At 55.5% G+C, this 23268-nt stretch carries 20 protein-coding genes; 8 read left to right on the top strand and 12 right to left on the bottom strand.

Going from position 1 to position 23268, the window contains the following annotated elements; translation table 11 throughout:
* Positions 1-143 precede the first annotated feature (143 nt).
* The 4 genes from araC to phnW form a co-directional block, all read right to left on the bottom strand.
* On the bottom strand, positions 144-1001 hold the full coding sequence (gene araC, locus FN082_RS12155; RefSeq protein WP_142981627.1) for an arabinose operon transcriptional regulator AraC: 858 nt from the start codon (positions 999-1001) through the stop codon (positions 144-146).
* Positions 1002-1018: 17 nt separating this feature from the next.
* Entirely contained in the window at positions 1019-3058 is a 2040-nt protein-coding gene (locus FN082_RS12150) for a beta-galactosidase (protein WP_139538449.1), read from the bottom strand.
* 270 nt (positions 3059-3328) lie between these two features.
* Positions 3329-4138 carry a phosphonoacetaldehyde hydrolase gene (gene phnX / locus FN082_RS12145; RefSeq protein ID WP_139538450.1) on the bottom strand — a complete coding sequence of 270 codons (810 nt, stop codon included), beginning with the start codon at positions 4136-4138 and terminating at the stop codon, positions 3329-3331.
* 9 nt (positions 4139-4147) lie between these two features.
* Positions 4148-5251, bottom strand: coding sequence for a 2-aminoethylphosphonate--pyruvate transaminase (gene phnW, locus FN082_RS12140; protein WP_142981626.1), 1104 nt, complete (start codon positions 5249-5251; stop codon positions 4148-4150).
* A gap of 140 nt (positions 5252-5391) precedes the next feature.
* On the opposite strand from phnW, the gene phnR reads away from it, so the two are divergent.
* From phnR to phnV, 5 genes are all read left to right on the top strand, one after another.
* Complete coding sequence (phnR, locus tag FN082_RS12135) at positions 5392-6111, top strand: phosphonate utilization transcriptional regulator PhnR (RefSeq protein WP_139538452.1); 720 nt, start codon at positions 5392-5394, stop codon at positions 6109-6111.
* 624 nt (positions 6112-6735) lie between these two features.
* A complete protein-coding gene (gene phnS / locus FN082_RS12130) occupies positions 6736-7749 on the top strand; it encodes a 2-aminoethylphosphonate ABC transporter substrate-binding protein (RefSeq protein ID WP_142981625.1) in 1014 nt (337 codons plus the stop codon).
* A 5-nt stretch (positions 7750-7754) separates the two neighbouring features.
* On the top strand, positions 7755-8864 hold the full coding sequence (phnT, locus tag FN082_RS12125; protein WP_139538524.1) for a 2-aminoethylphosphonate ABC transport system ATP-binding subunit PhnT: 1110 nt from the start codon (positions 7755-7757) through the stop codon (positions 8862-8864).
* Positions 8865-8866: 2 nt separating this feature from the next.
* The gene (gene phnU / locus FN082_RS12120; protein ID WP_139538454.1) at positions 8867-9727 is read left to right on the top strand and encodes a 2-aminoethylphosphonate ABC transporter permease subunit; all 861 of its coding nucleotides are present in this window, start codon (positions 8867-8869) and stop codon (positions 9725-9727) included.
* Positions 9728-9729: 2 nt separating this feature from the next.
* Positions 9730-10527 carry a 2-aminoethylphosphonate ABC transport system, membrane component PhnV gene (gene phnV / locus FN082_RS12115; protein WP_139538455.1) on the top strand — a complete coding sequence of 266 codons (798 nt, stop codon included), beginning with the start codon at positions 9730-9732 and terminating at the stop codon, positions 10525-10527.
* Positions 10528-10558: 31 nt separating this feature from the next.
* Here phnV and dsdC read toward each other — a convergent pair whose 3' ends face one another.
* Entirely contained in the window at positions 10559-11485 is a 927-nt protein-coding gene (gene dsdC, locus FN082_RS12110; RefSeq protein WP_139538456.1) for a DNA-binding transcriptional regulator DsdC, read from the bottom strand.
* A 223-nt stretch (positions 11486-11708) separates the two neighbouring features.
* On the opposite strand from dsdC, the gene dsdX reads away from it, so the two are divergent.
* Positions 11709-13046, top strand: a complete 1338-nt coding sequence (dsdX, locus tag FN082_RS12105; protein WP_139538457.1) for a D-serine transporter DsdX — start codon at positions 11709-11711, stop codon at positions 13044-13046.
* Positions 13047-13063: 17 nt separating this feature from the next.
* Positions 13064-14392, top strand: a complete 1329-nt coding sequence (gene dsdA / locus FN082_RS12100) for a D-serine ammonia-lyase (RefSeq protein ID WP_139538458.1) — start codon at positions 13064-13066, stop codon at positions 14390-14392.
* Positions 14393-14447: 55 nt separating this feature from the next.
* Here dsdA and FN082_RS12095 read toward each other — a convergent pair whose 3' ends face one another.
* The 5 genes from FN082_RS12095 to FN082_RS12075 all read right to left on the bottom strand — a co-directional run bounded on the left by FN082_RS12095 (position 14448) and on the right by FN082_RS12075 (position 19041).
* Complete coding sequence (locus FN082_RS12095) at positions 14448-14978, bottom strand: radical SAM protein (RefSeq protein ID WP_139538459.1); 531 nt, start codon at positions 14976-14978, stop codon at positions 14448-14450.
* Positions 14975-15337, bottom strand: a complete 363-nt coding sequence (locus tag FN082_RS12090; protein WP_139538460.1) for a DUF202 domain-containing protein — start codon at positions 15335-15337, stop codon at positions 14975-14977. The genes FN082_RS12095 and FN082_RS12090 overlap by 4 nt, the downstream gene beginning before the upstream one ends.
* A complete protein-coding gene (locus FN082_RS12085; protein ID WP_139538525.1) occupies positions 15327-15674 on the bottom strand; it encodes a YidH family protein in 348 nt (115 codons plus the stop codon). Before FN082_RS12085 ends, FN082_RS12090 begins: the two co-directional genes overlap by 11 nt.
* Before the next feature lie 161 nt (positions 15675-15835).
* Complete coding sequence (locus tag FN082_RS12080; RefSeq protein WP_139538461.1) at positions 15836-17329, bottom strand: sulfatase-like hydrolase/transferase; 1494 nt, start codon at positions 17327-17329, stop codon at positions 15836-15838.
* Positions 17326-19041, bottom strand: coding sequence for a solute:sodium symporter family transporter (locus FN082_RS12075; protein WP_142981624.1), 1716 nt, complete (start codon positions 19039-19041; stop codon positions 17326-17328). Before FN082_RS12075 ends, FN082_RS12080 begins: the two co-directional genes overlap by 4 nt.
* A gap of 176 nt (positions 19042-19217) precedes the next feature.
* Between FN082_RS12075 and FN082_RS12070 the strand changes: the two genes are divergently transcribed.
* The gene (locus tag FN082_RS12070) at positions 19218-20111 is read left to right on the top strand and encodes a helix-turn-helix transcriptional regulator (RefSeq protein WP_139538463.1); all 894 of its coding nucleotides are present in this window, start codon (positions 19218-19220) and stop codon (positions 20109-20111) included.
* Here FN082_RS12070 and FN082_RS12065 read toward each other — a convergent pair.
* Positions 20108-21430: a 6-phospho-alpha-glucosidase gene (locus FN082_RS12065; RefSeq protein ID WP_139538464.1), complete on the bottom strand. Its 1323-nt coding sequence runs from the start codon at positions 21428-21430 to the stop codon at positions 20108-20110. The two genes, FN082_RS12070 and FN082_RS12065, sit on opposite strands and share 4 nt — an antisense overlap.
* Entirely contained in the window at positions 21427-23049 is a 1623-nt protein-coding gene (locus FN082_RS12060) for an alpha-glucoside-specific PTS transporter subunit IIBC (protein ID WP_142464222.1), read from the bottom strand. Before FN082_RS12060 ends, FN082_RS12065 begins: the two co-directional genes overlap by 4 nt.
* Between the last annotated feature and the right edge of the window lie 219 nt (positions 23050-23268).

Here is a 23268-nt window from a genome sequence, read left to right as displayed (position 1 = left end):
ACTTACCAGAGTAAGCTCATCGGGATTCACTCCCTTTCCGCGTTACTCGGCCTATGGCCTCGCCCCTTCGGGGCCAGCGCAAGCGCTGTTCAAGGCACAAGTGCCTTGTCCTGCAACTCGAATTATTTAGGGTATATTAAAATTCAAGTGCCACTGGAGTTGCTGCTTTTATCCGGAATAAGCTTGATATAATTATTTCTATATCGCCGAGGGGAGACTCCGCAGTGGCGACGAAAAATTCTTGAGAAATAAAAGGCATCGTTATATCCGCTTAATTGTGCAATATCAGAGATAGACAGCACGGTATTTTGCAGCATATTTTTAGCGCGATATATCCGCTGTTCTTCTTTCCATTCATTAATGGTCTGCCCGGTCTCTTCGCGGAACAAATGAGACAGACGAGACGGCGACAAGCAGACCTGCGCGGCGAGGTCGGCGATGCTCAAATCTTCGGTGATATGCCGGTTCAAATAGAGACAGACCTCCTCCACTCTGGCATCGCGCGTTTTCTTCTGTGTATCTTCCTGTAGTCGATAACAATTCAGGATGATACGTTCAAGGACGTTCATCGATATCGCCTCTGACAGCGCGTCGCCTTCAGAAAAGAAGGTAATCGCCTCGCTGAACAGCGTCTTCATTAATTCACCATCGAGCTCACTTTTTAACGTAAGTTTGCCTGGTTCACCTTCACTACCTTGCCAGGTGAGCCAATTATGCCAATAAGGACGGGGAATAAAGTAAATCCAAAAGTGATCCCAGCAATCGCTGTTTTCATCTCGCCCATAATGATGTGGCACGCCGGGTGGAAAAATGAGTAAGTCATTCTTTTCGCAGGTAATGTATGTGCCTTCTTTGGTTTTTACCCACGCTTTTCCCCTCACGGTAATATTAATAATATACCCTTCCATTCCGTCCGGACGGTCTATCGGGGTATCGAGAGGACCGCTGCGGATAACCGGTGTGAATCCAGCCACCAGATACGCATCAAAGGTAAAACACATACACCACCTCGCGAAAATTACCGTGATTTCACAAACAACCGCATGCCCCAGGCATCAATCTCAACGTGTTCTCCCTGATGATACCGTTTCCCGCTCAGTGGTTCCGTCACTTCGGCCTCAGTACTGATTGTTGCAGGCGTGGCGCAATAATTGAAAATAAATTGCACCGCCTCGCCCTGGCTGTTTACGGCGCGGCGAACAACCAGCGGCCACTGATACTCTGGCGTAGAGGAGACCAGCGGCGTATCTGACGAGAGCGTGCTAAACAGGTCGAATATCACCTTACTGGAGGGCAAACAGCCAACATAGAGCGCTTGCCCTTTACCGTAATTCGACAGCGTGGCGGCGGCATATTGTCCCCAGACCGGGTGGTCATAACGCAGCAGAACGGCGGTCTTTTCAGTGTTCGGAGTCAGCAACTCCATCCACATTTCCGGGCGTTCATCAGGGGCGCAAATCAACGTCTCTGCTTCGGCCCGAAGCCCCACGTTTTCTGGAATGACGAACTGGCTATAGCTGACGCCGCAGCATTTATTCAGTATTGCAGGCTGGGTTTCAGCGCGCACCCTGACATTCTCATCACAAAATCCGGACTTAAAGCCAATCAGTACTTTGCCGCCGTTTTCAACAAACTGGTTGATACGCTCAAGCTGTTCATCAGTTGCACAGTAGAGCGCCGGGATAACCACGACCTTGTATTGACTGCTCTGCGGGTCAAGGGTGTTGATGATATCCACCGCGACATTATTGTCATAAAGCGCATCCCAGAACCGTCGCAGGATATCGTTGTAAATGTAATGACCGTGGTTGTTCAGCCCGGGCTGCGGAGTATCGGGTTTAAACCAGTTCATGGCTTCCATCGCATCATTGCTGACCAGAATCGCGACATCGTTTTCCACGCGCAGTTCGTTAAGAACGCCGGACAACTGAGCCATCTCCTGACCGATAGTCATCGCCTCCTGGTAAGTAGGTCCTGGGGCGAAATCATGGCTGATAAGCCCTTTCCAGTAGGTTTCATAGGAGTTGTGGATGGAATGCCAGTGCCAGTAAGAAACCATGCTGGCGCCGCTGGCGATATGGCTGAATGCCTGCAAACGCAATTGACCGGGCCACGGCGTCCATTTGGCAAAACCCTGAGCCTGCGTCTCCATAACATAATAATTGCGCCCATTTTTCAGGTTTCTCGCCATATCGCCGCTGAAGGCTATTTCCCGTCCGCTAAGATGATCCTGACCTGGGTGATAAACGTCGACGCTGACAACGCTCATTGCCTGCGCGGCAGAGAAATGATCGACCTGCGGCTGAAGGCCAAAAGAATAACCGCGCCATTCAAAATCGAAGTTTTGCGTAACAAACTGCTCTGGCCGCGCGTATTCCCGCACGATATCGGCCTGCCAGGCCAGATACTCCGCGACCTTCTCCCGACGAAAACGGGCAAAAGCGCAGCCGAGGCTGGCGTTGATAGTGCTGGCGACAGGGGGAAAATCTTCCCAGCAATCAATGCGATTGCTCCAGTACTCAAGCCCAAAGGCATCGTTCATCTGGCGGATATCCGGGAACTGTTTTTTCAATGATGCTTTAAACGCCGTCTCTATATATTCGCCGGTATTGTCATAATGCTTTGTTTCATTATCAACCTGATAGCCAATAATAGCCGGATGATGGTGAACATGATTAAGCAGAGCGCGAATAACCTTTTCGGCATGCTGAAGAAAATGCGGGTTAACGATATCCATAATCTGCCGACGGCCATATTTTTCATGACCACCTGGCGTGGTGACCAGCGCATCCGGGTGCTTGCGCGCCAGCCAGCCTGGGATGGCGTAGGTTGGCGTGCCGATAATAACGGAGATGCCCGCGCGGTGCATGGCGTCGAGCACGCGATCGATATGGTAGAAATTAAACGTATTCTCTTCAGGCTCCAGCGTGCTCCAGGTGGATTCCGCAATTCTGACAACGTTAATGCCAGCGGCAACCATCATCTCGATATCTTTTTCCAGGCGCTCCTCACGAATGTACTCATCGTAATAGGCCACACCATAATAAAGACCTGCCATATTTAGCTTTCTCCGTGGTTTCGTTATTCGCCAATGCTGGTGACTGGAATAGCGTTAATATATTCCGGGCGTGGAAAAAAAAGCTTAATGATCCGGCTGTCTTTCCTGAACAAATCCGTTACCAGCGGTAAAGTGTGATCGGCATTACAGGATGGTCATATTTGCTAAAAAGAGCCGGATTTCGGTATGAGAACAGCGGGGAGTTATCGCAAGGGTGACAAGAGATCGCCGGGCGACGCGTTTATGCCGCCCGGGGAAAGATGGTGAAGTCTACGGACGTTCGCCGTTTGCCAGACGGGCGTTGATGGCGGCAATCACGCCAGGCAAATCCGCCAGCGTATCCACCACATAGTGCGCTCCGGCGGCGTACAGCTTCCCGACGGCATGTTCGCGACGGGTGGCGATCTCTTCGGCGGTCATCTGCTGATACTCCTCCCAGGCGGCGCCGAACTCGTTGCCGGAAACCGCCAGGCCCACGCTCCACATCCCGGCGTTTAATCCCTCGGTAATGCCTGGCGCGGAATCATCGACCTTCACGCAGTGAGCAACCGCATCGATCCCTAAAGCAATCACGTTCTGTAACGCCATCCACGGACCGGGACGTCCTCCGGCGGCGAGATCGTCCGTCGCCACCCAATAGTCTGGCGCATAGCCTTGCGCGGCGGCTGCGGGGACCAGTTTTTCCATCACCGGACGCGGGTAGCCGGAGCAGGAACCAATCTTCACGCCGTCAGCCCGAAGCGAGGCAATTGTGTCGATAACCCCGGCGATCGGCGCGGAAAAATCGACGACTTTGGCGATTTGCAGCGGCATAAAGGCGGCATAGATAGCATCAATATCGGCGGCGGTCATCGCGCGGCCAAACTTCGCCTGCCAGCGAGCGTCCACGGCAGGCAATTTTCCCAGCGCTTCAATGTGTTGCCATTTTCCGAGGCCCATTGGTACTCGCGCCTCTTCAAGGGTAATTTCCACATCAAAGGCCTGGCGAAAGGCTTCAACGAAAATCTGCGTTGGCGCAAAAGAGCCAAAATCGACGGTAGTACCTGCCCAGTCAAGAATAACGGCGTTAATACGGTTCATGGCAGTTCCTTAATATTGCCAGTACATGGCGTTTTTGATGGCCGCCAGCAGGGCGGTAATGTCGGCGTCGTACACTTCACCGATGTTGCCGATGCGAAAGCAGTCGCTCTGCGATACTTTGCCCGGATAGATAACGAACCCCTGCTCTTTGAGCCGTTGATAGAAATCTTTAAAGCGATACTGCGGGGCACTCGGGGAGTAAAACGCGGTAATAATCGGCGAATGCAGGCTGTCATCGAGCAGCGGCTGGAAACCTAACTCGCGCATTCCCGCCACCAGACGCCGCTGATTCGTGCTGTAACGCTGGTGGCGCGCGCTCACGCCACCTTCTTCCGCCAGCTCCTTCAGCGCCTGGGCGAAGGCCAGCACGGTATGGGTCGGCGAGGTAAAACGCCACTTGCCGTGATTATCCTCCATGCAGCGCCACTGGGCGTAGAGGTCCAGCGACAGCGAGCGCGAACGGCCTTTGCAGGTAGCCAGTTCAGCTTCCCGGGCGATGACGAACGCAAATCCAGGAACCCCCTGGATGCATTTGTTGGCGGAGCTGATCAGGTAATCAATATTCAACGCGGCAACGTCCATGGGAATGCCGCCGAAGCTGCTCATGGCATCGACGATATAACGTTTGCCGTACTGTTTCGCCAATGCTGCAACGTCTTCAATCGGGTTAAGCATCCCGGTGGTGGTTTCACTGTGCACCATCGCAATATGCGTGATCGCCGGGTCGGTTTGCAGGATCTGTTCGATCGCCGCCGCGTCCGGGCGCGCCACCTCGCCGCAGTCGTATGGGGAATACGCGATGTTCATCAGTTCAGCCATTTCAATCATGCGCGCGCCGTAAGCACCATTGCTGATAATCAGCACCTTGCCCTGTGCGCCGATAACGCTGCCGAGCACCGCCTCAACCGCGTAGCTACCGCTACCTTGCAGCAACACCGAAGTGTAGCCCGCGGCTGGCGTCGCCAGCTCAACCAGGTGTTGGCGGATGGCCTGAACCACGCCAAGGTTGTAGTCGTCGTCCCAGGTACAGCTATCGAAAAGCATGGCCTCTTTTACCGTACGGGAGGTGGTCAGCGGGCCGGGGGTCAGCAGCAGATAATTGCGGGTGGTCATCTTTTTCACCATTTGGTCTATACCAGATATTTTTTATAATGACGATCGTCGCCTGAAAAGGTCAAAGGGAAAGTGGTGCTGCAACAAAAAATTCATCTGGTTATGTATAATGGCCGCATCAAATTTAGCCGCGAGCGAACATGAAATCACCCTCTGGCGAGACTCCGCAGTATCTGCTGATCAAGGCGCAGCTTCAGGCGCGTATTCAAAACGGCGCGCTGAAGAGCGGCGACAAGCTGCCATCCGAGCGCGAGCTGTGCGCGCTGTTCAACACGACCCGTATTACGGTGCGCGAGAGCCTGGCGCAGCTTGAGGCCAGCGGCGTAATCTACCGCGCCGACCGCCGCGGCTGGTTCGTAACGCCGGAGCGTCTGTGGCTGGATCCGACGCAAAATACCAACTTCCATAAGCTGTGTCTGGAGCAGGGCCGGGAGCCGAAAACGGTGCTGCTGGACGGGCGTTTAGCCGCGGTTCCGCTGGATGTGATGACACCGCTGGCGCTACAACCGTTTGATCAGGTTTACCTGCTCACTCGTCTGCGCCATGCCGATGGGCGGGCAATTTGCTACTGTGAAAACCACTGTCTGCCCGCCAGGGTTCCGGAGCTGCTGCGCCACGATCTTAACGGCAGCCTGACTGAGATTTATCAGGCCCACTATGGCCTGATATATACCAGCATGCATTTGTCGTTCTGGCCGACCTCTATGCCGCCGCAGGCTGCCGAAGCGCTGGGGGTGATGGAAGGGCGTCCGGCGTTGCTGCTGCGCCGCCTCAACTACGATCAGCACGGTCGAATTCTCGATTACGATATCGAGTACTGGCGTCACGATAGCCTGCGTATTGAAGTCGATACGCATTGATTTTATTGGCTCCGCACGTGGGTTTTCCCCGGGTCGCGGCTAACGCCTTACCCGGGCTACAGGTTCACAGCAGCCTGCTGGTTTGGTAGCCCGGACAGGCGCGTCAAGCGCCGCCTCCGGGATCGGCCTCCGCGTTAAAATCCTCTGCGTCATGCTTCCCGGTGGCGCTGCGCTGACCGGGCTACAAGCTCACAGCAGCCTGCTGGTTTGGTAGCCCGGACAGGCGCGTCAAGCGCCGCCTCCGGGATCGGCCTCCGCATTGAAATCCTCTGCATCATGCTTCCCGGTGGCGCTGCGCTGACCGGGCTACAGGTTCACAGCAGCCTGCTGGTTTGGTAGCCTGGACAGGCGCGTCAAGCGCCGCCTCCGGGATCGGCCTCCGCGTTCAAATCCTCTGCATCATGCTTCCCGGTGGCGCTGCGCTGACCGGGCTACAGGTTCACAGCAGCCTGCTGGTTTGGTAGCCCGGACAGGCGCGTCAAGCGCCGCCTCCGGGAAATGCAACGCCCTCCTGTTTTTAACCCTTTCGACACACTTCATTCATCGTTTTGTCACAAACCCTCGGTAGCGTAAAAATCAATCTGGTATAGACCATAAAAATCACCATCCGATGAGGCTGATAAGATGAAACTCTCCAAACTTGCTCTGCTATCTGTTATCACGCTCGCCAGCGCCCCGGTTTGGGCCGATAGTGTGGTGACCGTCTATTCCGCCGACGGTCTGCACGACGGTGACAACAGCTGGTACAAAAATCAGTTCGATGCCTTCACCAAAGCAACGGGTATCAAAGTGCAGTACGTTGAAGGCGGATCCGGGGCGATTGTCGAGCGCCTGGCGAAAGAGCGCACCAACCCGCAGGCTGACGTGCTGGTGACGGTTCCGCCGTTTATTCAGCGCGCCGCCAAAGAGCAGCTGCTAGCCGAATTTAAGCCGCAGGGCAGCGAACAGATCCCCGGCGTCCACGACCGCTACTCGCCGCTGGTTAACAACTACCTGACCTTCATCTATAACAGCAAGCTGCTGAAGACTGCCCCGGCCAGCTGGCAGGATCTGCTCGATAATCGCTTCAAAAACAAACTGCAATACTCCACGCCGGGACAGGCGGGCGACGGCACCGCCGTGATGCTGCAGGCGTTCCACAGTCTGGGGAGTAAAGATGCGGGCTTCGACTATCTCGGTAAACTTCAGGCGAACAACGTCGGCCCGTCGGCTTCCACCGGCAAGCTGACCGCGCTGGTCAACAAAGGCGAGCTGTACGTCGCTAACGGTGACCTGCAAATGAACCTGTCTCAGATGGCACGTAACCCGAACGTACAAATCTTCTGGCCAGCGGATGCCAAAGGCGAACGCAGCGCGCTGGCGCTGCCCTACACCGTCGGCCTGGTACAGAACGCACCGAACGGTGAAAACGGCAAAAAGCTGATTAACTTCCTGCTCGATAAACCGGCTCAGGCCAGCGTCAGCGCGCTCTCCTGGGGGCTGCCGGTACGCAGCGATGTCGCGCCGGAAGATAACAACTTCAAAGCGGCGAAAGCGGCGCTCGACGGCGTGAAGAGCTGGGAGGCTGACTGGGACGACGTGGCGGTTTCACTGTCGGCGGATATTGCCCGCTGGCACAAAGTGACGGACAGCGAGTAAGCATGATGTTGATGAAAACGACCGCTTCCCACTCCCCGTCGCTGGCGGGAACCACCGGGATTACTCTCGACTCACTGCGCGTTTCTTACCACGGCAACGTGGTACTGAAGCCGCTGACATTGACCATTGAACCGGGCGAAGTGCTGGCGCTGATCGGCCCCTCAGGTTCCGGGAAAACCACGGTGCTACGAGCGATTGCCGGATTTGTGCAGCCTGCGGGCGGTCGGATTTTGCTTGGCGATACCGACATTACCCACCTGCCGCCGTATAAACGCGGCCTCGGCATGGTGGTGCAAAACTACGCCCTTTTCCCGCATATGAAGGTGGAAGATAACGTTGCTTTTGGCCTGCGGGCACAGAAGCAACCGAAAGCGCTGATCGCTGAACGGGTTAAAGAAGCGCTGAAAATCGTCGGCATGACGGATTACGCCAGCCGCTATCCGCACCAGCTTTCCGGCGGCCAGCAGCAACGCGTCGCCATTGCCCGCGCTATCGCCGTTCGTCCGAGAGTATTACTGCTTGATGAGCCGCTCTCGGCGCTGGATGCGCAAATTCGCCATAACATGGTGGAGGAAATTGCCCGCCTGCACCGCGAGCTGCCGGAGCTGACGATTCTCTACGTCACCCACGATCAGACCGAAGCCCTGACCCTGGCGGACAAAATTGGCATTATGAAAGACGGTTCGCTGATTGCCCACGGCGAAACGCACCCGCTCTACCACTATCCACCCAACCGCTTTGCCGCAGAGTTTCTCGGGCGCGCCAATATTCTGCAGGCGACGGCGCTGAAAGATACCTCGGGGCCGGGGCTGGTCAGCGTTAGCTGCGGCGGCGGGCTGATTAATGCCTTCAGCCATGGCGGTCAGCACGGCAACAATAAGCTGCTGTGTATTCGTCCTCAACATATGAGCCTCGCGCCGCGAACGGCCACCAGCAACCGACTTAACGCCACCCTGACGTCGGTGCACTGGCAGGGGGATTTGACCCACCTGTTATGCGACGTCGCGGGGGAAGCGGTACGCATCGTAATGACCCACGTGGATCCGCTGCCGCGAGCGGGCGACAAGCTGGCGCTCTATTTTGAACCCAATGATGCGGTCCTGATCGAGGTGTAATGATGTCGCAAACGCTCACGCTTGTGCGCTCCCCCCTGAACCTGCGGCCTCTTCTGTGGCTACTGCCGCCGCTGCTGGTACTGGTGACGCTATTTTTCTACCCGCTGCTGCTGATCGCTGAACAGGCGCTGCGCGATACCCGCGGTCATCTGGGCCTGGAAACCTTCTGGCAGGTGGTGGGATCCCGGCGTTTTATTAGCGCGTTGCTCAATACGCTGCAAATCGCGGTTTGCGCCACGCTGGGCTGCCTGCTGCTCGGCAGCGTGCTGGCGCTGATTCTGGTGTTTATCCCGTTTCCCGGCAGCCAGCTGATTAGTCGGGTGATTGATACCTTTATCGCCTTGCCGACTTTTCTCATCACCCTTGCTTTCACCTTTATCTACGGTTCTGCGGGGCTGTTGAACGGCACGCTGATGTCGCTGTTTGCTTTCGAACTGCCGCCTGTCGATTTTCTCTATTCAATTCAGGGAGTTATTCTTGCAGAAATCACCGTCTTCACGCCGCTGGTGATGCGCCCGCTGATGGCCGGACTGCGTCAGATTGATAAAAGCCAGCTTGAGGCGGCGAGCATTCTCGGCGCTCATCCGCTGCGGGTCATCGCGCAGGTGATTTTCCCGGCGGTGCTCCCGGCGCTAATGGCAGGCGGTAGCCTGTGTCTTCTGCTGACCACCAACGAGTTTGGCATTGTGCTGTTTATCGGCGCTAAGGGAGTCAATACCTTGCCGATGATGGTTTACAGCAAAGCCATTCTTGAATCGGACTACAGCGTGGCCTGCATGATTGCGCTGATTAATATTCTGCTATCGCTGGGGTTATTTATACTCTATCGGCTGGCCGCCGCGCGTACCGGCGTGAGGAGCTAACGATGTTGATTTGGTCGCGTAAAGGCCGCACTGCGGCGGGCGCGCTGGCGGTGACGCTGTTTGCCGGGTTCTTTTTTCTGCCGCTGGCGGTGATTTTGATGTCCAGCCTGAGCCAGCAGTGGAACGGGCTGCTGCCGTCCGGTTTTACCCTTGGGCATTTTGTTAACGCGTTTCGCGGCGCGGCATGGGATTCACTCTTTTCCAGCCTGATGGTGGGGTTCTGCGCCAGCCTGTTCGCCCTGCTGTGCGGCATGTGGGCAGCGCTGGCCCTGCGCCAGTACAACGCAAAGCTGCAAAAATATCTTGGGCTGATGTTCTATTTGCCGAGCGCTATTCCCTCGGTATCCGTGGGTTTAGGTATTCTGGTGGCTTTCAGCCAGGGGCCGCTACAGATGAACGGCACCTTCGGGATCGTGCTGGCGGCGCACTTCGTACTGATTTCCGCCTTTACCTTCAGCAACGTTTCCACAGGACTGGCGCGGATTTCCGCCGATATCGAAAACGTCGCCTCCAGTCTTGGGGCATCGCCGTGGTATCGCCTGCGCTACGTTACGCTGCCGCTGATGACGCCATGGATGATCTCCGCGCTGGCGCTGAGCCTGTCGCTGTCGATGGGTGAACTGGGCGCAACGGTGATGATCTATCCACCGGGCTGGACGACGCTGCCGGTCACTATTTTTAGCCTCACCGACCGCGGCAACATTGCCGATGGTTCAGCGCTGACCATCGTGCTGGTGGGCGTCACGCTGCTGCTAATGATTAAGCTTGAGCGCATCGCCCGCAGGATGAGCCAAAGGTAACGGTGAGATGTGGCCGGAAACTCAGGCATCATCATTGCGCCTGGCTCTGCAACCAGTTGATAAACGCATCGATTTTCGGCCACTGACGGCCCGGCAGGGTCGTCACGTAATAGTGCTGGTGGCATTTCAGCATCATGTCGCCGAACGGCGCAATCAGCTCCCCGCTGTCGAGGCGCTTTTGTACCAGCCGTTTACGTCCCATCGCCACGCCGACGTGATTCATCGCCGCAATAACGGCTAAATCCGAACGATCGAAGCCAATCCCCGACGATTGCGGCAAATCAATACCAAACTGCTGCGCCCAGCTGAACCATTCATCGGTACCGGAATCGTTGCTCCAGGCCTGCCTGTCGTGCAGCAGCGTACAGTGGCGAAGATTACCTGGATTCTGCTGGAGCTGATGCCGGCGCGCGTAATCCGCCGTACAAACCGGTACGATGGACTCATCCATCAGAAAATGATGGCTTAGCTGCGATGAAGGTACGTCATCAAAGTAGATAGCCAGGTCGATCCCTGCGCGCTGCATATTGACGTTATCGTTGCCGGTCAACACGGTGAGCGATATCGACGGATAGCGGCGGGTAAAATCGCCCAGCGCCGGAACCAGCCAGCACTGGGCGATGGAAGGGCGCGAGTAGACCGTTAGCGTCCCCGACAGTTCCTGGTTTTTAATATCCAGAATCTCCTGATTCAGGCTATCCAGCGAGGATTTCAGCGCCCAGAACACCCGCTTGCCTTCATGCGTCAGTTCCACCTTGCGATGCGATCGCACAAACAGCTGAATTCCCAGCTCTTCTTCCAACTGATTGATACGGTGACTGACCGCACTCGGCGTCAGCGACAGCTCTTCCGCCGCCAGGGCAAACGACTCATGCCGGGCAGCGACTTCAAAGGTATAGAGCTTCGACAGCTGCCAGCCGTTAAGCAGCCGGTTGCCCAGATCTTTTAGCGTCTCCATTTCTTGCTCCTTCGCTTTTTGGCGTCGATTGTAAGAAAATTTTCGCCCTGACCTTGCACCAAAGGTGAATAAAAGTGATTCATAGCACATTAAGACCGCTAATTTAGAGCCAAATCACCATTTTGATTCAATCTAATTCATCTGAAACGCCATTTATATCGTTTGTCAGCGCATGCTGTTTTTCTGTTCAATAACCACAGATTATTCACAGGCGAGGTGGGGTATGGAATCTCAGATCTGGGTTGTGAGCACGCTGCTTATCAGCATCGTGTTGATTGTATTAACTATCGTCAAACTAAAGTTTCACCCATTCCTGGCGCTGCTGCTGGCGAGTTTTTTCGTTGGCGCCATGATGGGGATGAGCCCGCTGGATATGGTTAACGCCATTGAGAGCGGGATCGGCGGTACGCTGGGCTTCCTGGCGGCGGTGATTGGGCTGGGGACCATTCTCGGCAAGATGATGGAGGTTTCCGGCGCGGCGGAACGTATCGGCCTGACGCTCCAACGCTGCCGCTGGCTGTCGGCGGATGTCATTATGGTGCTGGTGGGCCTGATTTGCGGGATCACGCTATTCGTTGAAGTGGGCGTCGTTCTGCTGATCCCGCTGGCATTTTCCATCGCCAAAAAGACCAACACGTCGCTGCTTAAGCTGGCAATCCCGCTGTGTACGGCGCTGATGGCAGTCCACTGCGTGGTGCCTCCGCATCCGGCGGCGCTGTTCGTTGCCAACAAGCTGGGCGCGGATATCGGTACCGTTATCGTTTACGGTCTGCTGGTGGGCCTGCTGGCTTCACTGGTCGGCGGCCCGCTGTTCCTGCGGCTGCTCGGCAACCGCCTGCCGTTTAAAGCGGTTCCGGCTGAGTTTTCTAACCTCGAAGTGCGTAAAGAAGAGACTCTGCCATCGCTCGGCGCCACGCTGTTTACGGTGCTGCTGCCAATCGGTCTGATGCTGGTGAAAACCGTTGCCGAACTGAACATGACTAAAGGCGGCACGCTGTACATGCTGCTGGAGTTTATCGGCAACCCGATCACCGCGATGTTTATCGCCGTCTTTGTCGCCTATTACGTGCTGGGCATCCGCCAGGATATGGGGATGGGCACCCTGCTGACGCATACGGAAAACTGCTTCGGTTCGATTGCTAATATTCTGCTGATTATCGGCGCTGGCGGGGCCTTCAACGCCATTCTGAAAACCAGCGGCCTGGCCGATACGCTGGCGGTCATTCTGTCGAATCTGGATATGCACCCGATTCTGCTGGCCTGGCTGGTGGCGCTGATTCTGCATGCCGCGGTCGGTTCCGCTACCGTGGCGATGATGGGCGCAACCGCCATCGTCGCACCAATGCTGCCGCTCTATCCCGGCGTGAGCCCGGAAATCATCGCTATCGCCATCGGCTCAGGCGCGATTGGCTGCACTATCGTAACGGATTCGCTGTTCTGGCTGGTTAAACAGTATTGCGGCGCAAGCCTCAACGAGACGTTCAAATACTATACAACGGCGACCTTTATTGCTTCGCTGCTTGCACTGGCCGGTACATTCCTGCTTTCTTTCATCATCTGAGCGCAAAGAGACGTAATATGAAAAACGCTGACATGACTACTTTAATCGCACAGTTTCCTCTGCTGAAGGAGCTGATTGCCCTGAAAGAAACCACCTGGTTTAACCCGTCAACAACGTCGCTGGCGGAAGGTTTACCCTACGTTGGCCTGACAACAGAAGACGTTCAGGACGCCCACGCCAGGCTCGATCGTTTTGCGCCGTATCTGGCGGAAGCCTTCCCGGAAACTGCCGCGACCGGGGGTATTATCGAGTCTGAGCTGGTGGCTATCCCGGCAATGAAAGCGCGGCTGGAACAAGCCTTTAGCCAGACGATTTGCGGCGACCTGCTGCTGAAAAAAGACAGCCATCTGCCGATTTCCGGCTCCATTAAGGCCCGCGGCGGTATTTACGAGGTGCTGACCCACGCGGAGAAGCTGGCTATCAACGCAGGGTTGTTAAAAACTTCGGACGACTACCGCAAGCTGCTGACCCCAGAATTCAGGCAGTTCTTTAGTCAGTACAGCATTGCCGTCGGCTCCACGGGCAATCTGGGGATGTCGATTGGCATTATGAGCGCGCGCATCGGCTTTAAGGTGACGGTACATATGTCCGCCGACGCCCGTGCGTGGAAAAAGGCCAAACTGCGCAGCCACGGCGTAACGGTTGTGGAGTACGAAGAGGATTACGGCGTGGCGGTCGAGCAGGGGCGTAAAGCCGCCGAATCGGACCCGAACTGCTTCTTTATTGATGATGAGAACTCGCGCACCCTGTTCCTCGGCTACGCCGTGGCTGGTGAGCGATTAAAAACACAGTTTGCCCGCGAAGGACGCGTTGTCGACGCCGAACATCCGCTATTTGTGTATCTGCCCTGCGGCGTTGGCGGCGGCCCCGGTGGAGTGGCCTTTGGCCTGAAGCTGGCCTTCGGCGACCACGTGCACTGCTTCTTCGCCGAGCCGACCCACTCGCCTTGTATGCTGCTGGGGGTCTATACCGGCCTGCATGATGAGATTTCGGTTCAGGATCTGGGTATCGATAATCTGACCGCCGCCGACGGTCTTGCGGTAGGCCGCGCATCAGGCTTCGTCGGCCGGGCAATGGAGCGCCTGCTGGATGGGTTCTATTCTCTCGATGACCAGACCATGTACGACATGCTGGGTTGGTTAGCCGAGGAAGAGGGTATTCGCCTGGAGCCGTCCGCCCTGGCGGGAATGGCCGGGCCGCAGCGGGTGTGCGCCAGCCGGGCGTATCAGCAGATGCACGGTTTCACCGCTGAGCAAATGCAGAACGCCACCCATCTGGTGTGGGCGACCGGCGGCGGTATGGTACCGGAAGAGGAGATGGCGCAGTATCTGGCGAAGGGACGTTAAGCCAGTCGACGGGTAAACAAAATGGCGACGAAGAGGTGCTTTCGTCGCCATTTTTTTAGCGCAGCAGATGCATCAGTTCAACCGGTGAGCGATGCTGGTTGAGTAAATCGCGCAGGACGCGCATATAGGGGGCGCTCCAGCTATAAAACTGGCGGTACCCTTCGCATAGCGCATTGGAGCCATCCTCCAGACGCAGTTGCGGACAGCCGCCGCCGCATAATCTTAGCCAGGCGCAGCCCGCGCAGGCCGGACCCGGCGGATTGTTAGCATAACGCACCGCCTCACCGCGCCAGGCGCGTAGCGTGGCCTCAAACAGCGGCACCACAATGCGGTTCGCGTCTTCTTTAACCCAAATAGCAAACACCGCGCAGAGAAAATCCCCCCATAACCGGGCGTCAGCAGGTTGTAAATGAGGAATAAACTTGATAGCCACGGCGCCCTTCGCGCTCAACTGAAGGTAGACACGCTCGGGGTTTTCACAATCCTGACGATGGATAACCACTTCCTGCACCGGGATATCGCCCACCAGAGATTTGCAGTTGCCGCAGTGCTGATCGTCACCATAGTCAGCCTGACATCCTGTCATGTCACATCCTTAATAAACAAAATCACCTGTCTTATATGGGTTACAGCAAACAATAACGACAGGGAAAGTACTGCGAATGCGATCAAAAATTTGTCACGAACCGCCTGCCGCTGAACGAAATCACTCTGCTCAACATCCATCAAATTGCGGCTGCGGGTATAGCGCCAGAGAATGATGGCGACAAACGGCAGTATGCACAGTGAGATCCAGAACGGTAGCCCCGCCTGATGCCACTGGTGCTTAATCGCCAGCGCCAGCAGCGCGCCATAGCCTAAAAGTGTGCGAAACCAGGCCAGAGACGTGCGCTCCGGCTGCAGTCCTGGGTCGTTCTCGCGACGCGCCCGGCGATTATCCGGCATAAAGCACCAGCACCATGACCACCACGATAACTATCGTCAGCAGAATACTGATCAGCAGCAGCGTGCGGGTGTAGGGAAGGTCCTGCTTGAGCCGCATCGCCTTTTCATTGCTCAGCCAGCGCAAATAGCCGTAAATCGCCAGACCACCGGCAAACAGGCACAACAGTAGGGCGAGAACTTCGCGAATCAGCGGCGTGGCGAAATCCGGCGCCAGCTGGTCCAGCCCGACCCCTCCGGCCAGAAATCCGAGCGAAGTGCGGATCCATGCCAGAAAGGTACGTTCGTTGGCCAGCGAGAAACGGTAGTCCGGCGCTTCGCCAAGGCGGGATATTTTCATCATGACTCCTTGATGGGTTCCCGGTTGCGTAAAATACCGGCGATTCTACCTGAGAGGTAAAGCGGAAGGCATTAATAATCGCCCCATTTCAGAGAAAGTTCAGGCCTGATAGCCTCTTAGGGTCGGGCTACCAGACCAGTTTTCAGCAGTGGCGAAATTCGTCAAAACTTCTGTTTCTTCTCCTCAACCTTCACACCCTGGGTCGGCAAGCCAGTATCGTAGTCACGGACCACCGGCGAGTAGCCATCCTGCGGGCGCGGGCGGAAAGCACCCATCCAGCGCGGTTGGGCTTCCGTCCGCCACGGGCGCAGGCTCCACTGATAAGTGCGGAACGGATCGCGGATTTTATCCATATAGTCCAGCAGCGCATCATGCATTTGGCAGCGAACGTCGGCGAAGTCGGAGCTATCAATCAGATTATACAGCTCATCCGGGTCGTTTTTTCGGTCATACAGTTCATCAGTGGTAAACAGATTGAGTACCAGTTTGTACTCATCCGTTACCCAGCAACGTACCGGGATAAAACCGCCAAAGCTGTCATGCTCAATCTCATAACGGTTGAATTCCACCATCACGCCGCGCGGCGTTTCGGCTTGCAGGATGTTTTCCCCCGGCAGGATATCCGGCTTATCGATACCCGCCAGCGCCATCATCGTCGGCAGCAGGTCGATATGGCTGACCGGCGTGTCGACCTGCGCGGGTTTTCCCTGCGGCGGGCGCATAATCAGCGGGATACGGGTAATGTCGTCATACATCGCCGCGCCTTTACTGATGAGCTTATGCGCCCCCATCATCTCGCCGTGATCGGAGGTGTAAATCACCCAGGTGTTGTCCCGTTGCTCCGGGGTTAAGGCGTTAATCACCCGGCCAATCTGGTCATCGACAAAGTCGTTGCAGGCAAAATAGAGCGGATGGTGATAGCGCCCATCGTCACCTACCGGAGACGGCATCGCCTGCGACCATAACCGATGGTGTTCCGGTTTATTGCTCAACGAATCATGAGCCTTCGGCCCGAGGTCGTAATAAAAGTCCTGATACTTCTGCAGATATTCCACCGGGCAGGTAAACGGATGGTGCGGCTCGTCATAGGAAACCACCATCAGGAACGGCTCGTCGGCGCGCGCGGGTTGGTGGAGAAAATCAACCGCCCGGTTGCTGATGCGGTGCGCCCAGGTGAAGGTTTCATCGATACCGTGCCGCTGTAAATCCTCTACGCTGTTCAGGCCGTTGCGCCACAGGCTAATCTCTTCCTCGGTCAGTTCCGCGAGGTAATTCGCGCCATCAAACCAGTAGTCGGCATCCCACTCCGACGGGCACTCGCCGGTACCAAAATAGTCGTGGCCATCAAGGTGCCACTTGCCGATATAGCAAGTGTGGTAGCCCGCATCTTTAAAGTAGCGCCCCATGGTGGAGATGTTTTTTCCCGGCGCGACGTTATTGGTCCACGGGCCGGACTGATTAGCGTAAATCCCGGTAAACAGCCCGGCGCGCGCCGGGGTGCATACCGGCGAGCAGGTGTAGGCGGAATTGAAGCGGATCCCTTCCGCTGCAAGGCTATCAATATTATTGGTATTCAGCGGCTTACCGCTGTAGCAGCCCACCATATTAGTGGCCTGGGTATCGGTCATAATGAACAGGAAATTAGGGCGACTCATGGTTTTTCCTTAACGTCGGTAGCATAGGCGGCCGTAACGGGGCGACGTTCCCGCCAACTGCTGTAGATCAGATAAATAACGACTGCCGCGGTGATGGAGTAACTGGTCACAGCCAGCCAGCGAGTGCCGTAGCCGCCGAATTCAGCGAGTCCTGCGTAAACGCCGATCATGGCGAACAGGATGCCCACCGAAGCAATCTTCACGTGCCGCCACGGCTGCATATCCACGGCGAACGCATCACGGAATTTAAACGGCGTCGCGCGAGGTTTGATAAAGCCGATAATCAGCATCACCACCACGTTGATGCAGAAGGTGCAGGCCAGCACGTAGAGGAAGTGGAAATCAAACTTCACCAGGTAGTTGATAGTGATGTAGCTGACGATACCCAGCCCCATCGCCACTTTAGCCGCCAGCGCAGGAATGCGCGGGAAGAAGAAGCCCATAATGATGATCGTCACCAGCGGCACGTTATAAATACCGTTGAGCTGTTTCATCCAGCTATACAGGCCCTGCGGCGCATTGGCGATCCACGGCGCGACAATCACCGAGATCACTGCGATAAACAGGCCAAATTTACGCCCAACGCGCACCAGCTGTTCCGGCTGGGCATTTTCGTTGATGATGCGCCGATAAATCCCCATGCTGAACAGGGTGCTGGCGCTGTTTAAAAAGCCGTTGAAGGTGCTGATAACCGCGCCAAACAACACTGCGCCAAAAAAGCCGACCAGCGGAAGCGGCATCACCTTATTGACCAGCGTCGGATAGGCCATATCCGCACTCGGCAGGTCCTGATAGAGATGAAAAGCGATTAAACCCGGGAGCACCAGAATCAGCGGGTCGAGCATTTTCAGAACCGCCGTCAGCAGCGCCCCTTTCTGCCCTTCCGCCAGGCTTTTTGACGCCAGCGTGCGCTGCACAATCCCCTGGTTAGTACACCAGTAGAAGGTGTTCACCAGAATCAGACCGGTGAACGCAGCCCCAATGGGTAAAGGATCTGTGCTGCTGCCGATGGAGTTGAGTTTCTCAGCATGCACCGTGGTTAGCTGCTCAATACCCTGTAAAAAACTGCCCTTGCCCATCGCCATCAGTCCGAATACCGGGACCATCAGGCCGCCGATCACCAGGCCGATACCGTTGATGGAGTCGGCAATCGCCATTGCGCGCATCCCGCCGATAACGGCATAGAGAATCCCTGCCAGGCCCAATAAAACCACCAGCAGCCAGATTGCGGCTCCCTGGGTTAAACCTAATGAATCACCGATATGAAATAGACTATTTAACGCCAGCGCGCCGGAGTAGAGAACAATAGGCAGGAAGCAGACGCCGGTGGCGATCAGAAAGCAGAAGTCGATGATAATACGCGTGGTTTTATCGTAGCGCTCCTCAAGAAAGTCAGGGATGGTAGCAATGCCGCGCTGCAAGTAGCGGGGGAGGAAGATCAGCGCCAGGAAGATCAGCGTCACCGCCGAAGTCACTTCCCAGCCCATGACGGACATGCCGCTTTTATAGGCCTGTCCGGATAACCCAACCAGCTGTTCGGTCGATAAGTTGGTTAACATCAGCGAGGCGGCAATGACCGGTGCCTTCAGCGAACGACCAGCAAGGAAATAGCCCTGCTGCGAGCCGGTATCCGCTTTTCTTACCTTGAACCAGGTAATGATAGCCACCAGCAGTGTAAAACCGACAAAGCTCAAAATTTGTATAGCATTCATCTTGTAGCCCTTGTTTGTCATTATATCCCGGCGCTATCAGGTACATAGGTAATAGCGTTTTATCCAGGTAAGGCGATGATTTATATAAAATGAGATGTACTGTATCCCTGAGCGGCTATTTTTTGCTAAATTCACCTCATCAGGTTGCAGGCATGATTGGCCGACGAGAAATTAAAATGAATGGAAAAATACAAATTTCGCATGTAAAAAACGAAACTACGTATAACATTCCGTTAGTTCTGGAAGAAAATGTGATCTCAAGCGGGATTTCACTGCTCTCCCTATGGCATACCCTTGCCGATGAAAGCTATCGGGTCAGCTGGCCTCGTGATAAAAAGAAACCGCTTATCGCCAACTCCTGGGTGGCGATATATACCGTTCAGGGATGCGGAAAAATATATTTAAAAGATCACTCTGAAATTACGCTGAATGGGAACTGCGTCATATTTTTAAAACCCATCGAGATTAAATCCTATCACTGCGTTGGATTAGTCTGGGAGCAGTACTGGATGGAATTTATTCCTACCACGCTGATGCCGATTCCGATATTACAGGTCGGCACTATTTATCAGGGCGATACTTTTAATAAAGAACTCAACGAAGTGGCGGCGCTGATTGCAGACCGCGATCCGCTGAAGAATAACCTGGCCGTCGCCTATCTGACGAAAATAATCTATCAGTGGATTTGCCTGATTGCCGAGAATGGCGATAAAGATCGTCAGCTGCAAAAGCTGGAAAATCTGATTGCCACTCTGCACGCCAATCCGCAGAAGCGCTGGAGCGTGGCCGACATGGCTAACGCCATGCAGTGCAGCGAGCCCTGGCTACGACGCCTGTTTCTACGCTATACCGGAAAAACGCCAAAAGAGTATTACCTGAATGCCCAACTGGAACTGGCTCAGTCGTTATTGAAGCAGGAGGGAAATACCGTAAGTAAGGTTGCGGGGATGCTGAACTTCTTTGACTCTTTTCATTTCAGCAAGGCGTTTAAACGCCGCTTCGGCTACGCGCCCTCAGAGGTGCTAAAAATGAATGACCGGCACCCCATGGATGCCGGTCAGCAGGATTAATGCAGTTCCGGCCAGTACTCTTTGTTGGCCGCAATCAGGTCATCAAGAATCGCTTTGGCAACCGATGCGCTCGGCACGGTTTTCGACAACGCAATCGCCTGCCACAGCTTGTGGTAAGAACGATGTTCCCAGGCATCCACCACCAGTTTTTCTACCGCCACCTGCTGGCTCATCATCCCTTTCTGGAAATGCGGAATATCGCCAACCGTTAACGGCTCCGGTCCGTTATGGCCGACCAGGCACGGAATTTCCACCATCGCATCGGCATCAAAGTTATGAATCGCACCGTTGTTCGGCACAATCAGCAGCATGCGTTCCTGGGTATTAAAGGCAATAGCCGCCGCCAGATCGACGATATAGGAAGCATGTTCGTCGATTTCCAGATCGCCTGCGGAAGAGTTACCCGCTTCAATAATCGCCCGACAGGCGCTGAAGACGTTTTTCTCACGATGATCCATCACTTCGTTCGCGCGGGTACGTTCCGGATTAGAGTGCGCCACCACGTAGTCCGGGAACAGATAATACTTGAGGTAAGTATTCGGCATCGTATCCGGATCCAGCGCCTGCACGTCTCTCGCCTTAGCAAAAGTGTCGTTCCAGCTCGCCTCGGTGTGCGGGTCGTTAGATGGCGGAACATAGCCATATTTCGCCACATGTTCGCGCAGCTTCGGCATCAGATCGTTACCTTGCAGATCTTCAATTGAGGTCCACCAGCCAAAGTGGTTTAGCCCGTAGTAGCGCACGCGCATCTGCTTACGGTCCTTCAGGCCGACGATTTGCGCCATCCGCCCTTCAATGCCGATCGGCATATCGCAAATGTTGAGAATTTTAGCGTTCGGACGCAGGCGACGGGTCGCTTCCGCCACAATCGCCGCCGGGTTGGAGTAGTTGAGCATCCAGGCGTTCGGCGAATATTTTTCCATGTAATCCACCAGCTCGAGTACGCCGCCGATAGAGCGCATACCGTAGGCAATACCGCCTGGGCCGCAGGTTTCCTGGCCCAATACGCCGTGGCGCAGCGGGATTTTTTCGTCTTTTTCACGCATCGGATATTTGCCCACGCGAATGTGCGCCATCACGAAATCAACGTCGGTAAAGGCCGCCTGCGGATCGGTGGTGTAGCTGAATTCAATCTCCGGCGCCTGCTCTTTGAGGATCACTTTGCATGCCTCGGCGATGGTCTCCTGACGCGCGCCGTCGTTGTCGTAAAATTTCAGCGCCCGCAGCGGGAAGCGATCCTGGTTTGCTAACAGCATCAGTACGATGCCCGGGGTAAAAGTACTGCCGCCGCCTGCGATAACAACTGAGAATTTTTTCATGATACTGCCTCCGTCATGGTGGTTTGTTCGGTCTGTAGAGAATCTTTCATCAGGGTTTCAAGCTGGTCGCGGACCTGGGGAACATGCAGGCCGACAATGACCTGAATCCCGTTGCCGCGACGCACAACGCCGTGGGCACCCAGCGCTTTAAACACGTCATCACTTTGCGTTTTCGCCATGTCGACCAGCGCGATGCGCAGCCGGGTGGCGCAGTTATTGATACTCTCGATATTGCCCGCCCCGCCCAATGCCTGCAGGAAGCCTGCGGCCTGGCCCAGTTTGGTATCCGTCGCCCCTGCGGCGCTGGTTTTACCGCGAGCGGCCTGGTAATCGGCCTTGCTGTAGAGCTTGATTTCACTGTCTTCGCGGCCAGGTGTTTTCAGGTTCAGGCGCAAAATCAACGTGCGGAAGATGACGAAGTAGAGCGCGGTGAAGCACACGCCAACGCCTATCTGGATAAACATCATCGACGCGTGATTGTGGAACATCGGGATCCAGTTTTGCGGCAGGAACTGGTCAAGCAGGCCGCCGCCAAAGTTGCCCACGACGCCGCAGATATACATCACCGTCGCCATGGTGGCCGCCAGTACCGCATGAACGGCAAACAGTAGCGGCGAGATGAACAGGAAGGTGAATTCCAGGGGTTCGGTTATCCCCACCAGCATGGCGGTCAAAGTGGCAGGAATTAGCAGCCCGGCGACTTTGACGCGGTTTTCCGGCGCGGCGGTAAAGTAAAGCGCCAGCGCAATGCCCACCGAACCAAAGACCTTTGAGTTACCGTGCAGCGCAAATCCGCCTTCCGGGAACAGGGTTTTCAGCGCCTCAGTGCTCTGGCTGAACTCCTGTAAATGCTGCGCCCAGTAGACCTGAATGCCGCCCTCCACTACTGCCGGACCGAAGATGAACGGACCATAGACAAAGTGGTGTAAACCGGTCGGGATCAGGATGCGTTCGAGGAAGATATAGACCCAGACGCCCAGCGCCCCGGCAGAGCGTAAAAAGGCCTGTAGCGATTCAATGCCCATCTGCACTTTTGGCCAGCCGAGCAGGGTGAGCCAGGCGCAGGGGATCATTGCCAGAAACGCGACAATCACCACAAACGAGGAGCCCTGAAAGATGCCGAGGAAAACCGGCAACGGTTTATCGAAATAGCGGTTATGCAGGGCGGTCACCAGCCCGGAAATAACGATCGCGCCGATAATGCTGGTATCGAGCGTTTTAATCCCAGCCATCATCGTCAGGCCGCTGCCTGCCGTCGGTTCAACGGAAAAGTCGACGCCGAAGAAGTGGCCCCAGGTCATCCCCATGGCGTTGATGAAATAGTTCCAGGTGAGAAAACTCACCAGTACCGCCAGGCAGGCCCGGCCCTGAGCCTGTTTCGCCAGGCCGATCGGCAGACCGACGGCAAAAATCAGCGGCATATTACGAAAGACGGTCCAGCCGCCCTCTTCAATGATGTGAACGATCTGAGCAAATAAACTATCTGGTGCGGTGAGCGCTTCGCCGACGAACATCGGGTTGCGCAGCATAATGGCGATACCCACCACGATCCCGGCGAAAGGAAAGAGCAAAACCGGGGTAAACATGGCGCCGCCAAAGCGTTGTATTTGACTGAGCATTTGAAAATCCTCATGTAACAACTCGTAGGGTGAGTGGCCTTATTCATACCCGTCAGACTCCACGTACAGCGGTGAATTATTCAGGGTAACTATTTGTACTGGCCTGAAACGAGGATAGAAATTTGCCCGAACGGCAACATGCGGCGCCGTTGCGATTCGTGATCGCTTTCATGGTTTTAATTACGTCAATGTTGTCTACTTTTTTATAAAAAATTAGAC

Source organism: Klebsiella spallanzanii, from assembly GCF_902158555.1.
GTDB classification, from domain to species: Bacteria; Pseudomonadota; Gammaproteobacteria; order Enterobacterales; family Enterobacteriaceae; genus Klebsiella; species Klebsiella spallanzanii.
Note: the sequence above shows the minus strand (reverse complement) of the source record. Positions and strands in the feature narration are given on the sequence as shown.